At 51.7% G+C, this 17,923-nt stretch carries 15 protein-coding genes; 11 read left to right on the top strand and 4 right to left on the bottom strand.

What is annotated here, in order from left to right:
- Nucleotides 1-198 precede the first annotated feature (198 nt).
- The 7 genes from AC1DWB_RS12265 to AC1DWB_RS12295 all read left to right on the top strand — a co-directional run bounded on the left by AC1DWB_RS12265 (nt 199) and on the right by AC1DWB_RS12295 (nt 9,757).
- The gene (locus tag AC1DWB_RS12265) at nt 199-1,917 is read left to right on the top strand and encodes a hypothetical protein (protein ID WP_477541349.1); all 1,719 of its coding nucleotides are present in this window, start codon (nt 199-201) and stop codon (nt 1,915-1,917) included.
- Entirely contained in the window at nt 1,917-3,755 is a 1,839-nt protein-coding gene (locus AC1DWB_RS12270) for a glycosyltransferase family 2 protein (RefSeq protein ID WP_477541350.1), read from the top strand. The genes AC1DWB_RS12265 and AC1DWB_RS12270 overlap by 1 nt, the downstream gene beginning before the upstream one ends.
- A 33-nt stretch (nt 3,756-3,788) precedes the next feature.
- A complete protein-coding gene (locus tag AC1DWB_RS12275; protein ID WP_477541351.1) occupies nt 3,789-5,954 on the top strand; it encodes an S-layer homology domain-containing protein in 2,166 nt (721 codons plus the stop codon).
- A 6-nt stretch (nt 5,955-5,960) separates the two neighbouring features.
- The gene (locus AC1DWB_RS12280) at nt 5,961-6,164 is read left to right on the top strand and encodes a hypothetical protein (protein ID WP_477541352.1); all 204 of its coding nucleotides are present in this window, start codon (nt 5,961-5,963) and stop codon (nt 6,162-6,164) included.
- A gap of 135 nt (nt 6,165-6,299) precedes the next feature.
- Nucleotides 6,300-6,575: a hypothetical protein gene (locus AC1DWB_RS12285; protein ID WP_477541353.1), complete on the top strand. Its 276-nt coding sequence runs from the start codon at nt 6,300-6,302 to the stop codon at nt 6,573-6,575.
- Nucleotides 6,576-6,726: 151 nt separating this feature from the next.
- A complete protein-coding gene (locus tag AC1DWB_RS12290; RefSeq protein WP_477541354.1) occupies nt 6,727-7,086 on the top strand; it encodes a hypothetical protein in 360 nt (119 codons plus the stop codon).
- A gap of 295 nt (nt 7,087-7,381) precedes the next feature.
- Complete coding sequence (locus AC1DWB_RS12295) at nt 7,382-9,757, top strand: hybrid sensor histidine kinase/response regulator (RefSeq protein WP_477541355.1); 2,376 nt, start codon at nt 7,382-7,384, stop codon at nt 9,755-9,757.
- A gap of 99 nt (nt 9,758-9,856) precedes the next feature.
- Here AC1DWB_RS12295 and AC1DWB_RS12300 read toward each other — a convergent pair whose 3' ends face one another.
- Nucleotides 9,857-10,162 carry a DUF5658 family protein gene (locus AC1DWB_RS12300; protein ID WP_477541356.1) on the bottom strand — a complete coding sequence of 102 codons (306 nt, stop codon included), beginning with the start codon at nt 10,160-10,162 and terminating at the stop codon, nt 9,857-9,859.
- Nucleotides 10,163-10,480: 318 nt separating this feature from the next.
- On the opposite strand from AC1DWB_RS12300, the gene AC1DWB_RS12305 reads away from it, so the two are divergent.
- A complete protein-coding gene (locus AC1DWB_RS12305) occupies nt 10,481-11,266 on the top strand; it encodes a phytanoyl-CoA dioxygenase family protein (RefSeq protein WP_477541357.1) in 786 nt (261 codons plus the stop codon).
- 532 nt (nt 11,267-11,798) lie between these two features.
- On the opposite strand, the gene AC1DWB_RS12310 is transcribed toward AC1DWB_RS12305, so the two are convergent.
- Nucleotides 11,799-13,079, bottom strand: coding sequence for an ArsB/NhaD family transporter (locus tag AC1DWB_RS12310; protein WP_477541358.1), 1,281 nt, complete (start codon nt 13,077-13,079; stop codon nt 11,799-11,801).
- A 228-nt stretch (nt 13,080-13,307) separates the two neighbouring features.
- Between AC1DWB_RS12310 and AC1DWB_RS12315 the strand changes: the two genes are divergently transcribed.
- Entirely contained in the window at nt 13,308-14,789 is a 1,482-nt protein-coding gene (locus AC1DWB_RS12315) for an FAD-binding protein (protein WP_477541359.1), read from the top strand.
- A 6-nt stretch (nt 14,790-14,795) separates the two neighbouring features.
- Nucleotides 14,796-15,344: an MFS transporter gene (locus AC1DWB_RS12320; protein WP_477541360.1), complete on the top strand. Its 549-nt coding sequence runs from the start codon at nt 14,796-14,798 to the stop codon at nt 15,342-15,344.
- Between the two features lie 409 nt (nt 15,345-15,753).
- On the opposite strand, the gene gerQ is transcribed toward AC1DWB_RS12320, so the two are convergent.
- Nucleotides 15,754-16,194 carry a spore coat protein GerQ gene (gerQ, locus tag AC1DWB_RS12325; RefSeq protein ID WP_477541361.1) on the bottom strand — a complete coding sequence of 147 codons (441 nt, stop codon included), beginning with the start codon at nt 16,192-16,194 and terminating at the stop codon, nt 15,754-15,756.
- Nucleotides 16,195-16,220: 26 nt separating this feature from the next.
- Complete coding sequence (locus AC1DWB_RS12330; protein WP_477541362.1) at nt 16,221-16,652, bottom strand: cell wall hydrolase; 432 nt, start codon at nt 16,650-16,652, stop codon at nt 16,221-16,223.
- Nucleotides 16,653-16,901: 249 nt separating this feature from the next.
- On the opposite strand from AC1DWB_RS12330, the gene cyoE reads away from it, so the two are divergent.
- Nucleotides 16,902-17,861 (top strand): heme o synthase, encoded by a 960-nt coding sequence (cyoE, locus tag AC1DWB_RS12335; RefSeq protein WP_477541363.1) that lies wholly within the window; start codon nt 16,902-16,904, stop codon nt 17,859-17,861.
- Nucleotides 17,862-17,923: the final 62 nt, after the last annotated feature.

Raw genomic sequence — 17,923 nt, forward strand, 5'->3', positions numbered from 1 at the left:
CACAATCACGAACGGAATAGCTATATCAGCAATGCGCAATGGCCGCTCAGTCCGAGAGTTTTTCGAACTGAGCGGTTTTCTTTTTCAGGTCCGATCCGAGTTGTTCAGATTTTGTTCAGATTATCTATGCGCGATGTTAGGAGTTTGTTCAGAACGATATGCTACGATAGTCCCAATTGTTTGCTAGGAGGAGAGGCTTTGAGTAGGGATAGGCATGACAGAAAAGGATGGAAGAAGCGAGGACGCAAGGGGCTGCTGCTCCTCACGATGCTGCCTCTCTTGGGCGGCTGTGTGATGACGAATGTATCCGAGGTGGAGCTGTGGATGGAGCCGGGCCTCGTACAGGCTCAGGATCAGATCCATGTGCGTTATTCGGACGGGACTACGGCTTCAGTGATCGATTATCTGGGTGAGATCCGGGCCGACGATCTCGGGGTGGAGAAACGGTTCGCATCCTATCAGGCCCACACGGATCCGACCAAGACGATCGTCGGCATGTATGTGACCGATGGAACTGTGAGCTGGGTACCGGCGTTTCACTTCACGAAGCGCGGCTTATTCAGCAAACAGATCGCTGTGGATCGCGCCGGCTGGGAGAAGCCGACGATCGCGGCGGCTAGCGTCCGGGTGACGCAGTTCACTCCGGATCCCACCATGAAGGGCGTGTACTCGCTCGTCGTACAGGTCCTCGGAGCGGACGGACGGCCCGTCGACGGACTGACGGAATTGTTTGCGCACTCCAATGCCTCGAACGTGCGGTTCATCGACGCGGATACGCTCGATAGTAGTGTGCGCGTGCAAAGTCAATCAGTCGCTGCAGTTGGCGGACAGGCCTCGCTTAAGCTCATCTCCGCGCAATCGAAAGGTATATTGACGAAAGAGGAGGTGCTGGCGGCGCTATCGTATGCATCCGGCGCGCGCGCGCTGACGAGGGAGACGGTCGCTCAGCCAGCACCTGTTACCGAAGCGGAGGGCACGGTGAGGCTCGTCGTAGGACAAGCTCCACTCAGACTAAGCTTGACCGATCTGGGGATCGAGCCGATCGTGAACTTCCCGCTGCGCCAAGAGACGGTGACGACCGGCGTGTACGGAGCTCCGACCTTGACTACCACGGTCTATGGGGGCATCACTCGTTCGCTCATGGGAGCGGACTCCCAATCGCCGGGCATCGTGCAGGCGACGATAGACGGTGGCGGACTAACGCTGATCCCGGTCTCTGCCGGGCGGACGACTGTCACTGGCACGGTCTATGAGAACTATTTTAGTACGGTATCCGCTTCCGTCTACCAGCTTCCTACTACATATCGGACGTTACTCCTGCCGATATCCGTCTCGCCTGCTGCGGGTGTAAATGTGGGGACACCGGTTCGCACTATCCTGGAAGGGACATCCATCTCGCTGCCGGCTGCGGGGCCGTCTCCTTCTGCCAGCTTAGGCTTCCGTGAGGAAGTGCTACCTGTCCGGTACCGCTCGGGCAGCGGCGGAGTAGAGGCCTTTGCCGATTCTGCCGTCTTGGATGAATTGACTCGCGTGCCTTCTTCGGGCAGCAGAGCCCTGGTATTTGCCCTTTCGAGCGGGGATCAGGCGGCAGCATCGCTAACGTTGCAGCCGGAGCAAGTGGGTTGGCTGAAACAATTTATGATCGACAGCCCGGGCCTGACGGCTATGGTGTTCCGATATCGGAGTACGGACGCCGTGCTTCCGGTCGGTTTGATCGAGCGTGTTGCGGTCGGTCTTGGTGTCCGTATGACGATCCAACTGTCAGAGGGTAGCCCTGGATCAGCTTCCCAATCGATCATACTCTCTCCGGATGATAGGTATTTGAGCTATCTCGGCAGAGACGGATTGACCGTCGGTGCTGAAGGGGCTGTAGCTCGGGTACAAGTGGTATCCGCGTCCGAAGGGCGGCAACCGTAATGACGGATATCGTCCTGTATGCCCAACATTTCGAATCGGTGAAGACCTGCCTTACCCAGATCCGGCTATATACGGATGCCGCCTACCGTGTTCTCCTCGTGCTGGAGCGGGGACAGACGGAGATGGAGGCATGGTTCGGCCGGGACACCGAGCTGCAGCTTGTCTGGGTCGACAGCCCTTCCAGTGTTGCGGATGCGTATAATGCAGGGGCCCGGCACGCCCTCTCCTCCCATATCGTCTTCATGCGGGATCATGCGCTCGTCTCCGAGGGTTGGCTGGAGAAGCTGCTTGCCTGCATGGATAGCTATGAGGATGCCGCGTTCGTAGGACCGGTAAGCAATGGTGTCAGCGGGCCTCAAGGGATTCCGGTGAGCCTGGAGGATAGGGGCGATTACCGCTCCCTCTCGAAGGGGTTGGACATGATCCGCAGCGGGCAGAGTCAATTTACGGTGAAGCTGCTCAGTTTTTTGATGCTGGCGAAGCGTGAGGTCTTCGAGCGGATCGGCGGCTTTGACCCCCGTTACACACTCGAGGGTTATGAAGATGACGACTTGTGTTATCGTGCGCTCTTGTCGGGATATGGGCTGTACTTGGCTATGGACTGTCTGGTTCGCTGCAAGCGCGACTACGATTTGTACCCTGATCGCCCGGGTTGGTATGATAGCACCTTGGCTATGAACCGGGAGAGGGCTCACCAAAAATGGGGCAAAGATCTTTTATCGTCGCTCTATGGATGGGAACGGTCCATCACCATCAGCCTCTGCATGATCGTCAAAAACGAGGAGGCGACGCTCGACCGCTGCTTGTCCAGTGTATGGGACATCACAGACGAGATTATCATCGTCGATACCGGCTCCGAGGATCGTACGAAGGAGATCGCATCCAAGTATACGGATAAAATTAATGACTTTGCCTGGATCCAGGATTTTGCCGCAGCCCGCAACTATGCCTTCTCGCTCGCGACCCAGTCCTACATCCTGTGGCTCGATGCCGACGATGTCCTGCTGCCGGGCGACGCGGAGCAGCTACGGGCGCTGAAGGGCAAGCTGCCTTGGAATATCGACGCCGTATCCATGAATTACAACCTGGCGGCAGACGAATATGGCAATGTCACTTACAGCCTAAGACGAAACCGGCTCGTGAAGCGGGAGAACGGCTTTCAATGGATTGGGGCGGTTCATGAATATTTGAGCGTACAGGGCCACATTCATCATAGCCCGATCCATGTGACGCATGCCCGCAAGCACGAGCGTACTAGGCGGAATTTGGAAATTTATGAACAGCGGGAAGCGGATGGACAATGGTTTCCAAATCGTGACGTGTACTACTACGGAAACGAATGCTTCGACCATAGCCTATGGGAACGCGCCTTGCACCTCTACGAGAGATTCCTGGCTGAGTCTGGAGGGAACGTAGACGATAAGATCACTGCTTGCGGCAAAGCAGGCGACTGCCTGAGCCAGCTCGGACGGTACCGCGAAGCACGGGAGAAAATCTTGCAGTCCTTCCTGTTCGGCATTCCCCAAGTGGAGAACTGCTGCCGTCTCGGGTATTTCCATATGCAGGAGCAGCTGTACCGGGAAGCCGCCTATTGGTATGAGACGGCAATCCGGCTGGACAGGCTCGATACGGCTCATGGCTTCGTGAATCATGCATGCTGGACTTGGCTGCCGCACCTGCAGCTCAGCGTCTGCTACGACAAGCTGGGACAGATCGAGCTAGCCTGCCGGCACAACGAAATTGCAGCTTCTTTCATCCCGGGCGACAGTCGTGTGCTTTCCAACCGACGCTATTTTGAATCACACCCTGCCTTGGTGATGAGTGCTAGTCTCGCTTGATTCATACATTCTTACAAAAAATGGAGGTTCCTCATGAAAGACTTGAAATCTAATCTTTACAAATCCTCAATGGCTTTTCTGCTCCTGAGCCAGACGATCGGCCAGATTGCATATGCGGACGATACGACAGGTGGGCAAGCGAACGGCCTGTTCCCGGATCAGACTGCGGTCCCTTGGGCGGAGCGCGACATTACGAAGCTGGCTTCCATGGGGGTAGTGAGCGGTGATGGAAACGGCCTGTTCAATCCGAACGACCCCGTCACCCATCAGGAAGCGCTGGCAATGGCCGTCCGCATGCTCTCCTTCTCCGGCCAGATCGTAGCTTCGACGGGAACCATACCGAGCTCCTGGACTGTAGACTCCTGGGCCGTTCCAGCCGTATCAGCCGCTATCGCGCAGAAGCTCGTGCTTCCTGCGGAAGAGTCGGTCGGCTCCGGCTGGGGCAGTCAGTCTGCGACCCGGGAGTGGGCCGCGCGGTTAGTCGTACGGATGATCGGTCATGATGCCGAAGCGGCTAGCTTGTCAAGCACTGCGACGGGCTTCATGGATAGCAGCCAGCTGTCTCCGTGGGCCGGAGGCTATGTGAATGCCGCTCTCCGCTATAGCTTGATCGACGGCTTCCCGGATCAGACGTTCAAGCCGCAGGAGCGGGTCACACGTGCCCAGATGGCTACGATGCTGAGCGCTGCTGAGCGCACTTGGACAAGCGGCGTAGAGCGGATCGCCCGTGGGGTCGTGGAGGAAGCTTCAAGCAGCCAGCTCCGGATCCGTAAGTCCGACGGTCAGGTACAGAGCTTCACACTGCAATCCACCTCCCTCGTATATGGCGCTGGTGGACGCGGCTCTGAGTTGAAGAGCGGCGACGTAGTGTCTGTCATCTATAGCGGCAATACGGCTTCCTTCGTAGAAGCGCTGGTCGATCAACTTCTCCCAGGTCCGAAAGGTCCGAAAGGGGACAAAGGCGATCCGGGAGTCAAGGGGGACAAGGGCGAAACGGGTGCAAAAGGTGATAAAGGCGAAACGGGTGCGGTCGGCGCAACGGGTTCGCAGGGTTGGTCTGGTGCGACTGGCGCGACAGGTGCGATAGGTACAACTGGAGCGACTGGAGTTCTAGGCCCAGTAGGAGCTACAGGGGCTACCGGTGCCACAGGATCTCAAGGCATACAAGGAGTAACGGGAGCTGAAGGAGCAACAGGAGCAACAGGAGCTACCGGAGCCACGGGAGCTCAAGGCATTCAAGGAGTAATGGGAGCTGAAGGAGCAACAGGAGCAACAGGCGCTACCGGTGCCACAGGAGCCACGGGAGCTCAAGGCATTCAAGGAGTAACGGGAGCTGAAGGAGCAACAGGTGTTACCGGTGCCACGGGAGCCACGGGAGCTCAAGGCATTCAAGGAGTAACGGGAGCTGAAGGAGCTACAGGCGCTACCGGTGCCACAGGAGCCACGGGAGCCACGGGAGCTGAAGGAGTTACAGGCGCTACTGGTGCCACAGGAGCTATGGGATCTCAAGGCATTCAAGGAGTAACGGGAGCTGAAGGAGCCACAGGAGCTACGGGAGCCACGGGAGCTGAAGGCGTTACAGGCGCTACCGGTGCCACGGGAGCCACGGGAGCTCAAGGCATTCAAGGAGTAACGGGAGCTGAAGGAGCAACAGGAGCTACCGGTGCTACGGGAGCCACGGGAGTTCAAGGCATTCAAGGAGCAACGGGAGCGCAAGGAGCAACAGGCGCTATCGGTGCCACGGGAGCAACCGGAGCTCAGGGAACACAGGGCCCGGCGGGAACCGCAGGCCCAAGCGTATTTTCTCACTTTTACAATACAGGTATGGGAGCTGGTTTTCCTACACAAATCAATATGGGCTCTTATATTCCATTCGGTAGCAACGGGGCCACTTCAGTGGGAGGAATCACCAAGCTTACCAACACAGCGTTTACGTTTCCTGCGAATGGCACGTATAAAATATCTGCCGTGTTCCAAACGGCTTCAGCTTACGCTGCGGGTGCCAGAATTTATACTGAGATTGATGGTAACCCATATGATAGTGGCACTAACCATGTTTTAGCAGGCGGAACCGTCGTAATCCTGACGATAGTTCAAGCTTATGCTGGGAATTTTTTGAGATTCCAAGTAGATTATGCCACTCTAAATTTGACGCCAGACGGGATTAACGCCTCTGTTATTATCGAGAAGATTGGATAACCCCGAATGCCATATACAGCCGCTCCAGCCACGTTTTGTGGAGAGCGGCTGTTTGGCTTGCATCCCTGGCTCCGCAGCGTGCTTGTCGTTGCTAGCCGCCGCTTCAAGAGCTCCGAGTTCATATCGCTGCCCTTCGACATCGCATCGAACGCAGCCAGCACCTACGCTTTGCTGGCCCGATTGAACGAGGCGAATGATTTGACGATCTAATTGAGGGTAGTGTTGCTGTGCTCACTGCATTTGAGAATTATGTGAGTGTGGTTTGCTAGAATAGCGAAGGACTTAATTTAAGGTTTCACAATACCTCGAAGAATACAGCATGAAAGGATGACAAGGATGTCAAGGATGATGATTCAGAATCGCTTCTTGGCCGGTTTGATGGCGATTGTACTGACGATAGGCGGATTCCCGTTTTCGATTCCGACCGCTGAAGCGGCCGTTGCCGTACAGTCCGGTGTTCGGCGTCGGTATCAGAGCGTTCAACACCTTCACCTGCAGGTGGTTGCCTGTGTCCGGGTTCCTACTGATACGCCCGTCATGCCCGGGATAGTGCCCGGACCCGGCTGCGGCTTCGGACTGAAACCCGTCCTTTCTCCTATATACTTGATTTCTAGCTATTAGCACTTGGTCCGATACGGATAATTGCACATTGCGGCGAATATTGCACATTGGTATTTCAATGTTGCAGACGTATAATGAAGATACGATTCAGATTGTCGCATCTCAATGATATGAAAGCGCTCTTATTAACGAGCTGGAGTGGGGGAACTGGATGAAAATTTTTTGGCGTTTTTTCATACCCTACCTGTTGGTGCTCTGCGTGCCTTTCGTGATCGGATTCTTCATGTATGAACGTACAGCCAAGATGGTCGAGGAGGACGCGTTGCAAAGAAATTTGGCGCTGCTTGAACAAAGCAAATCGACGTTGGATGGCAGACTGGCGGAGGTGGAGTCGGTTGCGCTTCAGATGGCAGGCGACCCTAGAATCAATGCCATACAGCACTTGAAGGAGCCATTCACTGGGGCGAATATGTTTCAATGGGTGGAGACCAATAAAGGGTTATACAACTCCTCGGCGGATTCGCGTTACCTTCTGCTCCATCGACTGCTTGACACGTTAGGCTTGACCTGAACGGACACAGAATCTCTTATTTGTTGATTTTAGGGTGGAATCGCAGTCTATCGGACCAAGGATCCCTTATTTGACATTAATAGAGCTCAAACGCAGGAAATGTGTGAAATAAGGGCCGCTGGGTCCGTAAGAATCGAGCAACAGAGGCGTAAACAGCAAATAAGGTCTCTGGTGTCCGTTCATTTGGTCGAGATATGGTTTGGTTTTATAATCTTTGTTCAAAAATTATTCATGGGGATGTGGTATAATTTACAAAAGGAATGTCATGTATACATAATGGAAAGAGGGATTCATAGTGGAGCACATTCATGGCTCTTACGACCTTGTACTGGTAGTTTTTTCGTATGTTGTTGCGGTTGTGGCTTCATACACGGTTCTTGATTTGACCGGTAGAATAAGTGCATCTACAGGGAGATACCGCACGTTATGGCTGCTGTTCGGCGCCATTGCCATGGGGATGGGGATCTGGTCGATGCATTTCGTCGGGATGCTTGCTTTCTCATTGCCGGTTCCGGTCGCTTACGATCTGAGGCTTGTTCTGGCGTCGGTGTTCGCCGCTATTATTGCGTCATTCATTGCTCTGCATATAGTCGGCCGCGATCAGTTGACATGGCGTTCATTGATCGGCGCTGGACTGTTGCTCGCGACAGGCGTCTCTTCCATGCACTACATCGGAATGGCGGCTATGCAGATCGATATTACATATGATCCTTTCTACTTTGCCTTATCTATCATAATTGCGATCGTCGCCTCGATTGCGGCATTATGGCTAGCGTTTTATTTCCGTAAAGACGGGGGACGCAGTGAAGTCTGGAAGAAGCTAGGAAGCGGGCTCATTATGGGTGCGGCTATCGTGGGCATGCATTTCACAGGGATGATCGCGGCTGACTTCCATCTGGGCGGCAAGTCGGAGCTAACCTCCGGTACGGTGCTGGAGCAGAAGTGGCTGGCATACTTGATCTCGGGTGGAACCTTGTTTACGCTGGGGCTGTCATTATTTGGGATATTCATATCCAAACGGTTCTCTCATAAAGACTCGGAAATTTTGGAAAAGACCCATGAAATTTATTTGAAGAACCAGGAACTGCTGCAATTGAACGACCACCTGGAAGAATTGGTGAAGGAGCGCACCGCGCAGCTGGAGAAAGCCCATGATGAAGCGATTGAGGCGAATATGATCAAGAGCCAGTTTCTGGCCAATATGAGCCACGAACTGCGAACGCCACTCAACGCCATTATTGGATACAGCGAAATGCTGATCGAGGAAGCGGAGGAGTTGGGTGAACCATCTTTCGTAGAAGATCTGGGGAAGATCGGCAAATCAGGCAAACATCTGCTGGCGCTCATCAACGATATTCTGGATATATCCAAGATCGAAGCCGGTAAGATGGAGATGTATTATGAAGCCTGCAGCCTGAATGGTCTGATCCAGGACGTGGTCACGACGGTTAAGCCGCTTGTAGAAGTCAACGGGAGTCAACTGCTGGTTCAGTGTGAAGAAGGCAAAATGACGACCGATGTGACGAAGCTGCGGCAAATTCTGCTCAATCTGCTCAGTAATGCGAGTAAATTCACGAAAGACGGCGTCATCCGATTCGATGTGTATCGCGAAACTAGGGAGCAACGAACAGGTTATTGCTTCCGGGTTGAAGATACAGGTATTGGCATGACGTCCGAGCAAGTAGAGAAGCTGTTCCAGCCGTTCACCCAAGCCGATTCATCGACAACACGCAAATATGGGGGGACTGGTCTCGGGTTGGCGATCAGTCAAAGCTTCTGTAGAATTATGGGCGGGGACATATTCGTCGAGAGTGAACTTGACGTTGGCAGTGCGTTTACTTGCTGGCTTCCAATTGTTCCTCCTGGTCAGCCGTCTCTCACGGAAGTACCATTAGTAAACCATGAAGGTGTTGAAGACAACAGCCAGGTCAGCATCCTGCTCATCGATGACGAACCGCTCAATGAGCAATTGATGCGTCGGTATTTGGCGAAGGAAGGGTGGTCGTTGGCTTTTGCCGAGAGCGGCCAAGAAGGACTTCTGCTGACCAAGAAGCTTAAACCCCAAGTGATCTGTCTCGATATTCTCATGCCAAGTATGGATGGTTGGGGCGTCTTGTCGGCACTCAAGAATGATCCGGAGCTGAAGGACATCCCTGTCGTGATCTGGTCGATGACGAACGACAGGCAGTTGGGCTATTCGCTCGGCGCTTCCGAATTCATGACGAAGCCGGTTACCCGGGAACGACTGGTCGACGTCATGAATAAGTACGTCTCACCTCGCACCGATCACTCTGTTCTCGTGATTGAGGACGATGCAACGACAAGCGAATTGATGACCAAGCTGTTGCGGAAGGAAGGCTACGCCGTTACCCAAGCTAGCAACGGACGGGTGGCTCTGGAATGCATGAAGAAAGAGATTCCCCAGCTGATCTTGCTGGATCTGATGATGCCGGAGATGGACGGATTTCAATTCGTTGCTGAGCTGAGGGGACAGGAGGCATGGAGCAAAGTTCCGGTAGTCGTTGTGACAGCCAAGTCGATTACTTCTGAAGATCGGTTGAAGTTGAACGGATATGTGAAGAGTGTCATTCAGAAAGGTTCGTTCGACCACCAATCGTTATTGGCGGAAATTCGCCGTTCACTTGCGACGGCTGTTGAACATAGTAGCTAGACGGCTCCTTTTCCCTTGATGGGTGTGCCCATCGTTCGAAGCATATAGAAGCTTCCAGTTGTCCACGGATTCGTGGCGCTGGGGGCTTTTTTGTATTTATTAAGCATTTGCGTTCAGCGTAGCTGTAATCCAGTAGTAATGCATGCAGAGAATGCCGACATATACGATTACGGATAAGCGGAACAGTCCGCTGACCAGCAGTCCTTTGCCTGCCTTTGCAATAAGGAAGAAGAGGGATAAGGGGAGGATGATTTTGAAGGCATAAAAGCCTATATACAGGTGGTCGTACAGGTAGCTCATGATCGGATTGGCCTCCCCGATTAATTGAAGCCTTAGGCCCATATCGGTAAGACCGGCATCCAATATACTGGCAATCAAGACGAATCCAATTAATAATCGATTCAAAGGAATCACTCCTGTCAGGGACATATGGACTACTTAACTAGTTCTTATTATACGAAGTCCTAGCGAAAAAAGATGCAATGCAGGTGCATTAGGCCGAGAAACGAGTAATTTAAGCACAAAGGAGCAGTGATTGCATCCGAACCGAGTGGTGGAAGCAATTAAGTATATGAAGAAAGCAGATAGAAATGGTCTAATGGTTACTTCTTTATGTGTAACATAATATGTGACGATGTAAATATATATGGTATAAATCATCTTTATGTGAGATAATTTCAGTCGACAAGCAAGCTGCTTACTATTGAAAGGGAGTTGAGAGCGATGAAATTATCGGAAGATCAAATTCAATTTTATCGGCAGAATGGTTACTTGAGCGGTCTTGATCCTGTATTTACAGGGGAGAAGTTGGCCGAGTTGCAGATGGGGTATAATCAAATCACGGCATTACTTCAAGAGGACGAGTCTCCTACAGACATCATGCAATGGCATAGAACGAGTCGATGGCTCTATAATGTAGCCAACGAACCGGAGTTGCTTGATTATGTCGAGAGCTTGCTTGGACCAGACTTTTACTTGTGGGGCAGTGAATTTATTGTCAAGCCTCCGCACACGACTAAGACGGTTCCCTGGCATCAGGATGCGTACTACTGGCCGCTATCGCCGCACAATACGGTAACCGTCTGGATTGCGCTATGGGACGTGGATGAAGCGAACGGTGCCATGAAGGTCATCCCTCGTTCTCATAAGGCAGGCATTATCAAACATCGAATAGCCGGTGAGGAATCGGTCCTGTCCTTCGAGTTGGAGCAGGGGCACTTCAGTACGGAGCAGGCTGTATCGCTGTGCATTCCAGCAGGCGGCTTCTCCCTGCACGACGACGCGATCGTGCATGGCTCGTCCGGCAACGTCTCGGATCGCTGGAGAGTGGGGTATATTCTCCGGTATTCCGCTACTGAAGTCCGGTGCGACCTTGAGCGTAATCCTACTTTCCTGAGCTATATGGTTCGAGGTGAGGATACATACCAACATAACCCGCAAGGGGAAGTTCCCACTCAGCTGTATGCGCGTCCCGCTGTTTCCAAGCGTATTCGCAAAACCTCAGAGTGACATACCAAAGACCCGACAGTGTGCCAAAGTCGAATCGTGCACTAATGTCGGGTCTATTTTATGATAATAGCGTATAAGTTTTTGGGGTTCTGGGGGAGTCCCGATGGAGTTCAGTCGAGATTAGGGAAGTTGTTACTAGGGAGGAAGCGATTGTTGAGGAGCTCATTCGCTAGAATCCTGCAAATGTTCGTTTGCATCCGAATGGTCCATATTCCTGCGAAAGTGCAACTTTTTAGCTGTAGTTCGGGCGAAATCGAGATCTTGTCGATAAAATCCTGCACATTCTCCTAGGCAGGAATCTATTAGCTTTGGACAGGGTGGGGGAGAAAATCCTGCACTTTTGCAGTTTTCCGGAATTATTAGATGCCACTAGGGTGACGTAGTACTTTGATGAAAGAGGAACAAGAGAGGGCAGGTAGTTGGAGAGGAGAAGTGCCAGCGGCCGTAACCTCTCTACCTGCCCTCCCAATCGCTAACTGAACTCATCCACAAGAACCGTCCGGTGATCTTCGATCTTCCGGACGGTTTTATTTTATATCAAATATCTCAAATACACATAAACGCTTGAGATGAGGATCGACAGTAGCATGAGTGGGAAGCCGTATTTCATGAACTGCAGGAATCGGATCGGATGCCCTTCTTTGGCGGATAGTCCGGCTACGATCAAGTTCGCGCTCGCCCCGATCAACGATCCGTTGCCTCCCAAGCAAGCACCTAACGCAAGACTCCACCATAGCGGCTCCAGGTCGGCGACCCCCATATTGCCCATCTCTTGAATCATCGGGATCATAGTCGCGACGAATGGAATGTTGTCGAGAAACGCGGAAGCAATAGCGCTGAGCCACAAGATGAGCATAGACGTGGCCACAGGATCGCCGCCGGTCAGTTCAATGGCTTGGGCCGCCAATTCCGCAATAACACCGGTCTCAATCAAGCCGGATACGAGCACGAACAATCCTACGAAGAAGAAGATCGTGGCCCACTCCACCCTCGTGAATGCCTCTTCCATCACATGCTCACCGGTCAGAAGCAGCAGCAGGAATGCACCCGCCAGTGCAACGGTTGCTGATTCGAGGTGCAGCATTTGATGCAGGAAGAAGCCAACAATCGTCAAGCCCAATACAGTTAAGCATTTGATCAGCAGCTTGCGATTTGCAAGGAACTGCTTCTCATCCATTTCCATTATACTGCGCATTAATTCTGGAGACGCCTTAAGCTGTTTGCGGAATAGCAAGATGAATAACGGGATGTAGACCACCATAATGATGATAGCGATTGGCGCCAAGTTCTGAATAAATGCCATGAACGTCAGTTCTTTCACCGCGCTACCGATCATGATATTGGGTGGATCCCCGATCAAGGTTGCCGTACCGCCAACGTTGGAGGCGATAATTTGCGTAATCAAAAAAGGGAGCGGAGGTACCCGTAATTGTCGTGTAATGCTGAACGTAACCGGCACCATCAGAAGAACAGTCGTTACGTTATCCAGAAACGCCGATCCGACAGCGGTAAGAATGGACAACGCAATCAAAATGCTAACGGGATTTCCCTTGGCCTTCTTCGCCGCCCATACAGCGATATACTTGAATAGTCCAGTCTCTGCCGTTACGCTGACGATCATCATCATCCCGATCAGAAGACCAAGTGTGTTGAAGTCGATATGATGCAGCGCCGTTTCCTGATTCACGATGCCTAGTACTACCATCAGAATGCCGCCGATCATGGCTACGATGGTTCGATGAATTTTCTCCGCAATGATGAATCCGTAGATGATTAGAAAGATTCCGATTGCCCAAATGGCTTGTTGTTCCATAGACCCTCCTGTATAGGTATAATTTAGTTATGCCCCAACTGCGCGAAACGTACTTCTAAAAAACACAAAAAAGAGCCCTTGGTGACAGGCTCCTCCGATGGGACTCATGCTTGTTTACACGCAGCACTGCATCCCTGATATAAATCTTATGCAATTGGGTATTGCGACAAAAAAGACCTATACTAGTATAACATGCCTGTGGTTGGAAGTCGAGACAAATACACTTAGATGTTGTTGTGCTTAGATGAAATGGAGGGGAACGGACTGATAGAACAGACGAAAAGAGCGGTCGTCTTACTGCTTCTGCTGGCGGCATGCGTTTACGTATACGCGACTACTAATACGTCAGACCAAGATCCGTTCCTCGTAACGGATTACAGCCGATTGCGGGCGGTGAAGGTCGATCGGGTCGTACCAGGCAAGGAGGAAGCGCAGCTTATAACGTTGCTGAAGGAAGCGCGGGAGAAGCAGTTGACAGTCTCGATTGCCGGGCAGCGGCACAGCCAAGGCGGCCATACTTATTATAAAGACGGGATTGTCGTCGATATGACGTCGTTCAACCGCATCCTTGCATTCGATCCGAATAACCTGACCATTCGCGTACAAGCAGGGGCTACTTGGGCAGACATCCAGAACCACATCAATGCGTACGGGTTAGCGGTGAAGACGATGCAGTCACAGAATATCTTCACGGTCGGCGGATCGATCAGCATCAATGCACATGGCAGAGATATTCGCCAAGGGTCGATGATCAAGAGCGTGATCTCCTTCCGTCTTCTTACAGCGGATGGAGAGATTAAGCAAGTGAGCCGCTCGGAAAATTCCGACCTGTTCCCTCTTGCTCTGGGTGGATACGGACTATTCGGCATTATCCTGGATGTGACGCTGGAGCTGACAGTGGATGAAGTGTATCAGGTAACGAATGACTTCATATCGGTGGATGCGTACAGCAATTATTTCATGAATGAGGTAATGGCCGACCCGGACAAGCGCATGCACATAGCCCGTATCTCGGTAGCGCCTGATAACTTTCTAACCGATATGTACGCATTGAACTACACCTTGGATCGATCGGTTCCACTTGCGGCTTACAACAAGCTGTCTATTCGGGAGCAGGGTGTATTGCCGAGCAAGCTGCTGTTTCATCTGAACCGAGCCTCGGATTGGGGCAAAAATACATTTTGGTCGTTGCAGAAGATGCATTTCGCCACCCAAAACAACAAGCGGATCAGCCGAAATAACGCGATGCGTTCAGAATCGGCGTTCATGGAATACACAGTTGCGAGCAAGAACGATTTGCTGCAAGAATATTTTGTTCCTGTAAGCGAGTTTGCCGGGTTTGTTGATGATTTGCGACAGATGCTGCCCGAGGAACAGCTCAATCTGCTGAACATTACCGTACGATATGTGGACGAAGATCAGGAGGCGATGCTCTCTTATGCGAGGGAGGGTATGTTCGCACTAGTATGCTTGTTCCACATGCCGCTGTCTGATACAGGGCAGCTCAAGGCGAAGGAAAGCATCCAGAAAATAATTGATCAGCTGATCGCTCATCGCGGTACGTATTATTTGCCCTATGCCCCATTTCCGACAGTTGAACAATTTCAAACTGTGTATCCCCGGTCCAAGCAATTTTTCGGTCAAAAAGAGCAGTACGATCCAACTCGACTGTTCTCGAACTATTTCTACGAGGACTATAAAGGAGACTAGCAAGCAATGAATCTTAAATGGTTGATTCGCTCCCAAAGCATCGCAACACTTGCTGCAGGCATGATCTATCCTTATTATTTGCTTTTTCTGAAAAATCTGGGCAACAGCTTTTCCAAATACGGGCTCGCGTTTGCCATCTTCACCGTCAGCTCAGCCGCCGCTTCCCAATGGATCGCTCCGAGGCTGGATAAGCACGGCCAGAAGTGGCTAGTCTGGAGCTCGCTCGGCATGATGGCCGCCATGGTTGCGTTTCCTTGGGTGATGTCATATGGGCTTGTTCTGCTGCTTCAATTGCTCATGGGCGTGTGCAGTGCTATGCAGAAGATGAGCGAACGGCTGCTGCTGGCGGATCATACCGAATCTGGAGCCAGGGGTGAACCGATAGGCGCTTATCACTTCTGGACGTCGGCCGCTTCTGGCTTCGCTGTTATCATGGGAGGCTATCTCATCGACTGGCTCACGATTGACGCGTTATTCTACGTTAGCGCGGTGTTGTACGGAACAAGTGCGTGGGTCGTGTGGCGTCGTGCAAGGGAACGGAATGAGTTAGCTTAGCCAAACGGGCTCTACGCAGGAGCATCCGACTTAAGCTAGAGCCCCGGAGAACGTGTTCGTGATCATCCACTGTACGCCGAATTTGTCCTCCAGGTGTCCGGACAGGGCGCCACAGAAGGATCTATACATCGGGTGAACAGTAACCGTGCTTCGCAGCTTCAGCGAGAACCAACTGTAGGATTGACTGCAGATTCTACCGGCAACCTATATTTCGGTTATGGCGCCGATCTCTGGAAGTATGTGCGGTAATGGGTTTGCCTAATTGGAAAAAGGTACAGTCTCCTCACCAATTGAGAGGGACTGTACCTTTTTTTCTTAACGATTCAGAATGATTAACTTCGCTGATTGTTCATCGTCTCGGCAAACGTACGGCGTCAAAGGACGCCGTTAGGTGTTTATCCTTGCAGTATTATCGAATCGGATACGAATAATTCAATTCCTCATCGAACGTGATGTAATCGAGATTGACCATCAACAGCAAGTAACGCATGCCTGTAGTCGGATCACTAATAATGATATGATCGCGGCCAGCCGCTTCGATCTTGCCTTTGAAGATCTTGGCGTTCCATTCACTGTTATTCTCATACGTCATGTAGAACGTACCGGTCTTGCCCAGATTCATGCGAAGAATGTTCTCGATGTACGACTCTTCAACAGGTGCAGGCATACCTGGCGTTCCAGGGATCGTACTTCCGCTTGGTGCGAAAAATCCAGCTACACCTTGGCCTTGACCTTGACCTTGCATTTGCGGCTTAGGTTGATGATACATGGGATAAATGTTTTGAGGGACAGTTGTTCCCCGGAAATCGGGATAACCTTGATAACTTGAATAACCCTGATAACATGACATAATGTATAAAAGCCTCCTCTATGGGATTAATACGTATGAAAGACGCTTGGACAGTCCTCGGTGGTTGGTGCGAAGAAACAATGAGCTTTGTAACGCCCGGTGTTCGCTTGGTTGTACCAAGTATCCGGACAATCGCCGGATGGACGGAAAAACCACAAGGCGTTGCTTGCCGGGTGCACACGCTCACCGTTGACGATACGTTGAGCTAATCGGATATCACGTTCACGGGACTTTTGATAAAAGTATCCTTTTTGCGTGGCCTCGAATCCACCTGGACTTTGGTAGACCATATCGGGAATCGACCGAATGTTTTTGAAATCCAGACAGTTGCCGCGGACTCGGTTCACACCAACGTTACCTACCATCAACATCCCTTGTTCGCCTTCGCCTTCGGCTTCAGCTCTCATGAGCCGGGAGAGCGTCCTGATATCTTCAGAGTTCGCTTTAATCACGGCCATATTCTCTTGTTCACTTCCCTTCAGTTAGAGGTCCATTCATCTGGGCTGAAAACTACATAATCATCATATTGGGCTATGATTGTTTTGGTGACTGTGCTCGACGATATATTTTGTTGCAATTACGTCACAGGGTTCGACAATTTTATGAATTCGTACTTGGCTTTGTTGTCAAATGTTGCTTGGGTTGATATGATAGGTGAGGTTGAGATAGCTTTACTCACTTTTTGGGGTAATTTAGGAGGGCATCAAATGGACAAACAGCTCCAGATGGAAGGAACGCTCAGCGTAGATGCGCAAGCTGCACATGAGACGCAAGAGCCTCTGACTCCGGTAAGAAGAGCAACGATCCGAGACTATGTGAACCTGGCCAAGCCGGGCATTATATTTTCTAATTTAATTGCAGCCTTCGGTGGTTACTGGGTTGCTTGGGGTTCTTCCGGCGAGGATTTCAGTCTGATTACGATGTTATGTACGATGATCGGGACCGCGCTCGTCATGGCGTCCGGCTGTGTATTAAACAACTACTTGGACCGGGATATGGACACGAAGATGACACGGACGAAGAAGCGAGCGCTGCCGACGGGTGTCGTTACTCCGAAGCAAGTGCTTATATACGGGATTGTACTCGGAGTGGTCGGATTAACCGATCTGGTGTTCTTCGCCAATCCGCTCGCAGCGCTTCTTGGTGTTGTCGGTCTGCTCGTATACGTGTGGATTTACACCGCTTGGTTGAAGCGGACGTCGCCGCTTAGCACAACGATCGGCGCCATCTCAGGCGCAATGCCGCCTGTAATCGGCTACTGTGCGGTTACCCCGGAGCTGGACGCTGGTGCGTGGATCTTGTTCGGCATCTTGTTCTTGTGGCAGCCGCCTCACTTCTGGGCGCTCGGTATGCGTCGCAAGGAAGAATACCGCGCAGCGGGCTATCCGCTTCTGCCAGTCGTACATGGCAATTACATTACGAAGCTGCACATGATGCGGTACCTCGTGATGCTAGTGCCTGTCTCGCTCATGCTGTATTTGTACCAGTATGTCGGTGAAATTTATTTGCTGACGGCAACGGTCCTGGGCTTGATCTGGGTGTTCCTGGGCATTATGGGCTTCAAAGCGAAGGACGACGACATTTGGGCGAAGAAGATGTTCGTTTACTCCATTAATTATTTGCCGATCTTGTTCATTGTGATGATTCTGGACACGATTCGGGTGTAATTCATCAATTCGTAACACAACAACAAGCCCTATGGAAGTTCAAGGGCTTCTTTTTTTAGCCA

The sequence above is a fragment of the Paenibacillus sp. P4_E11 genome (genome assembly GCF_056401635.1).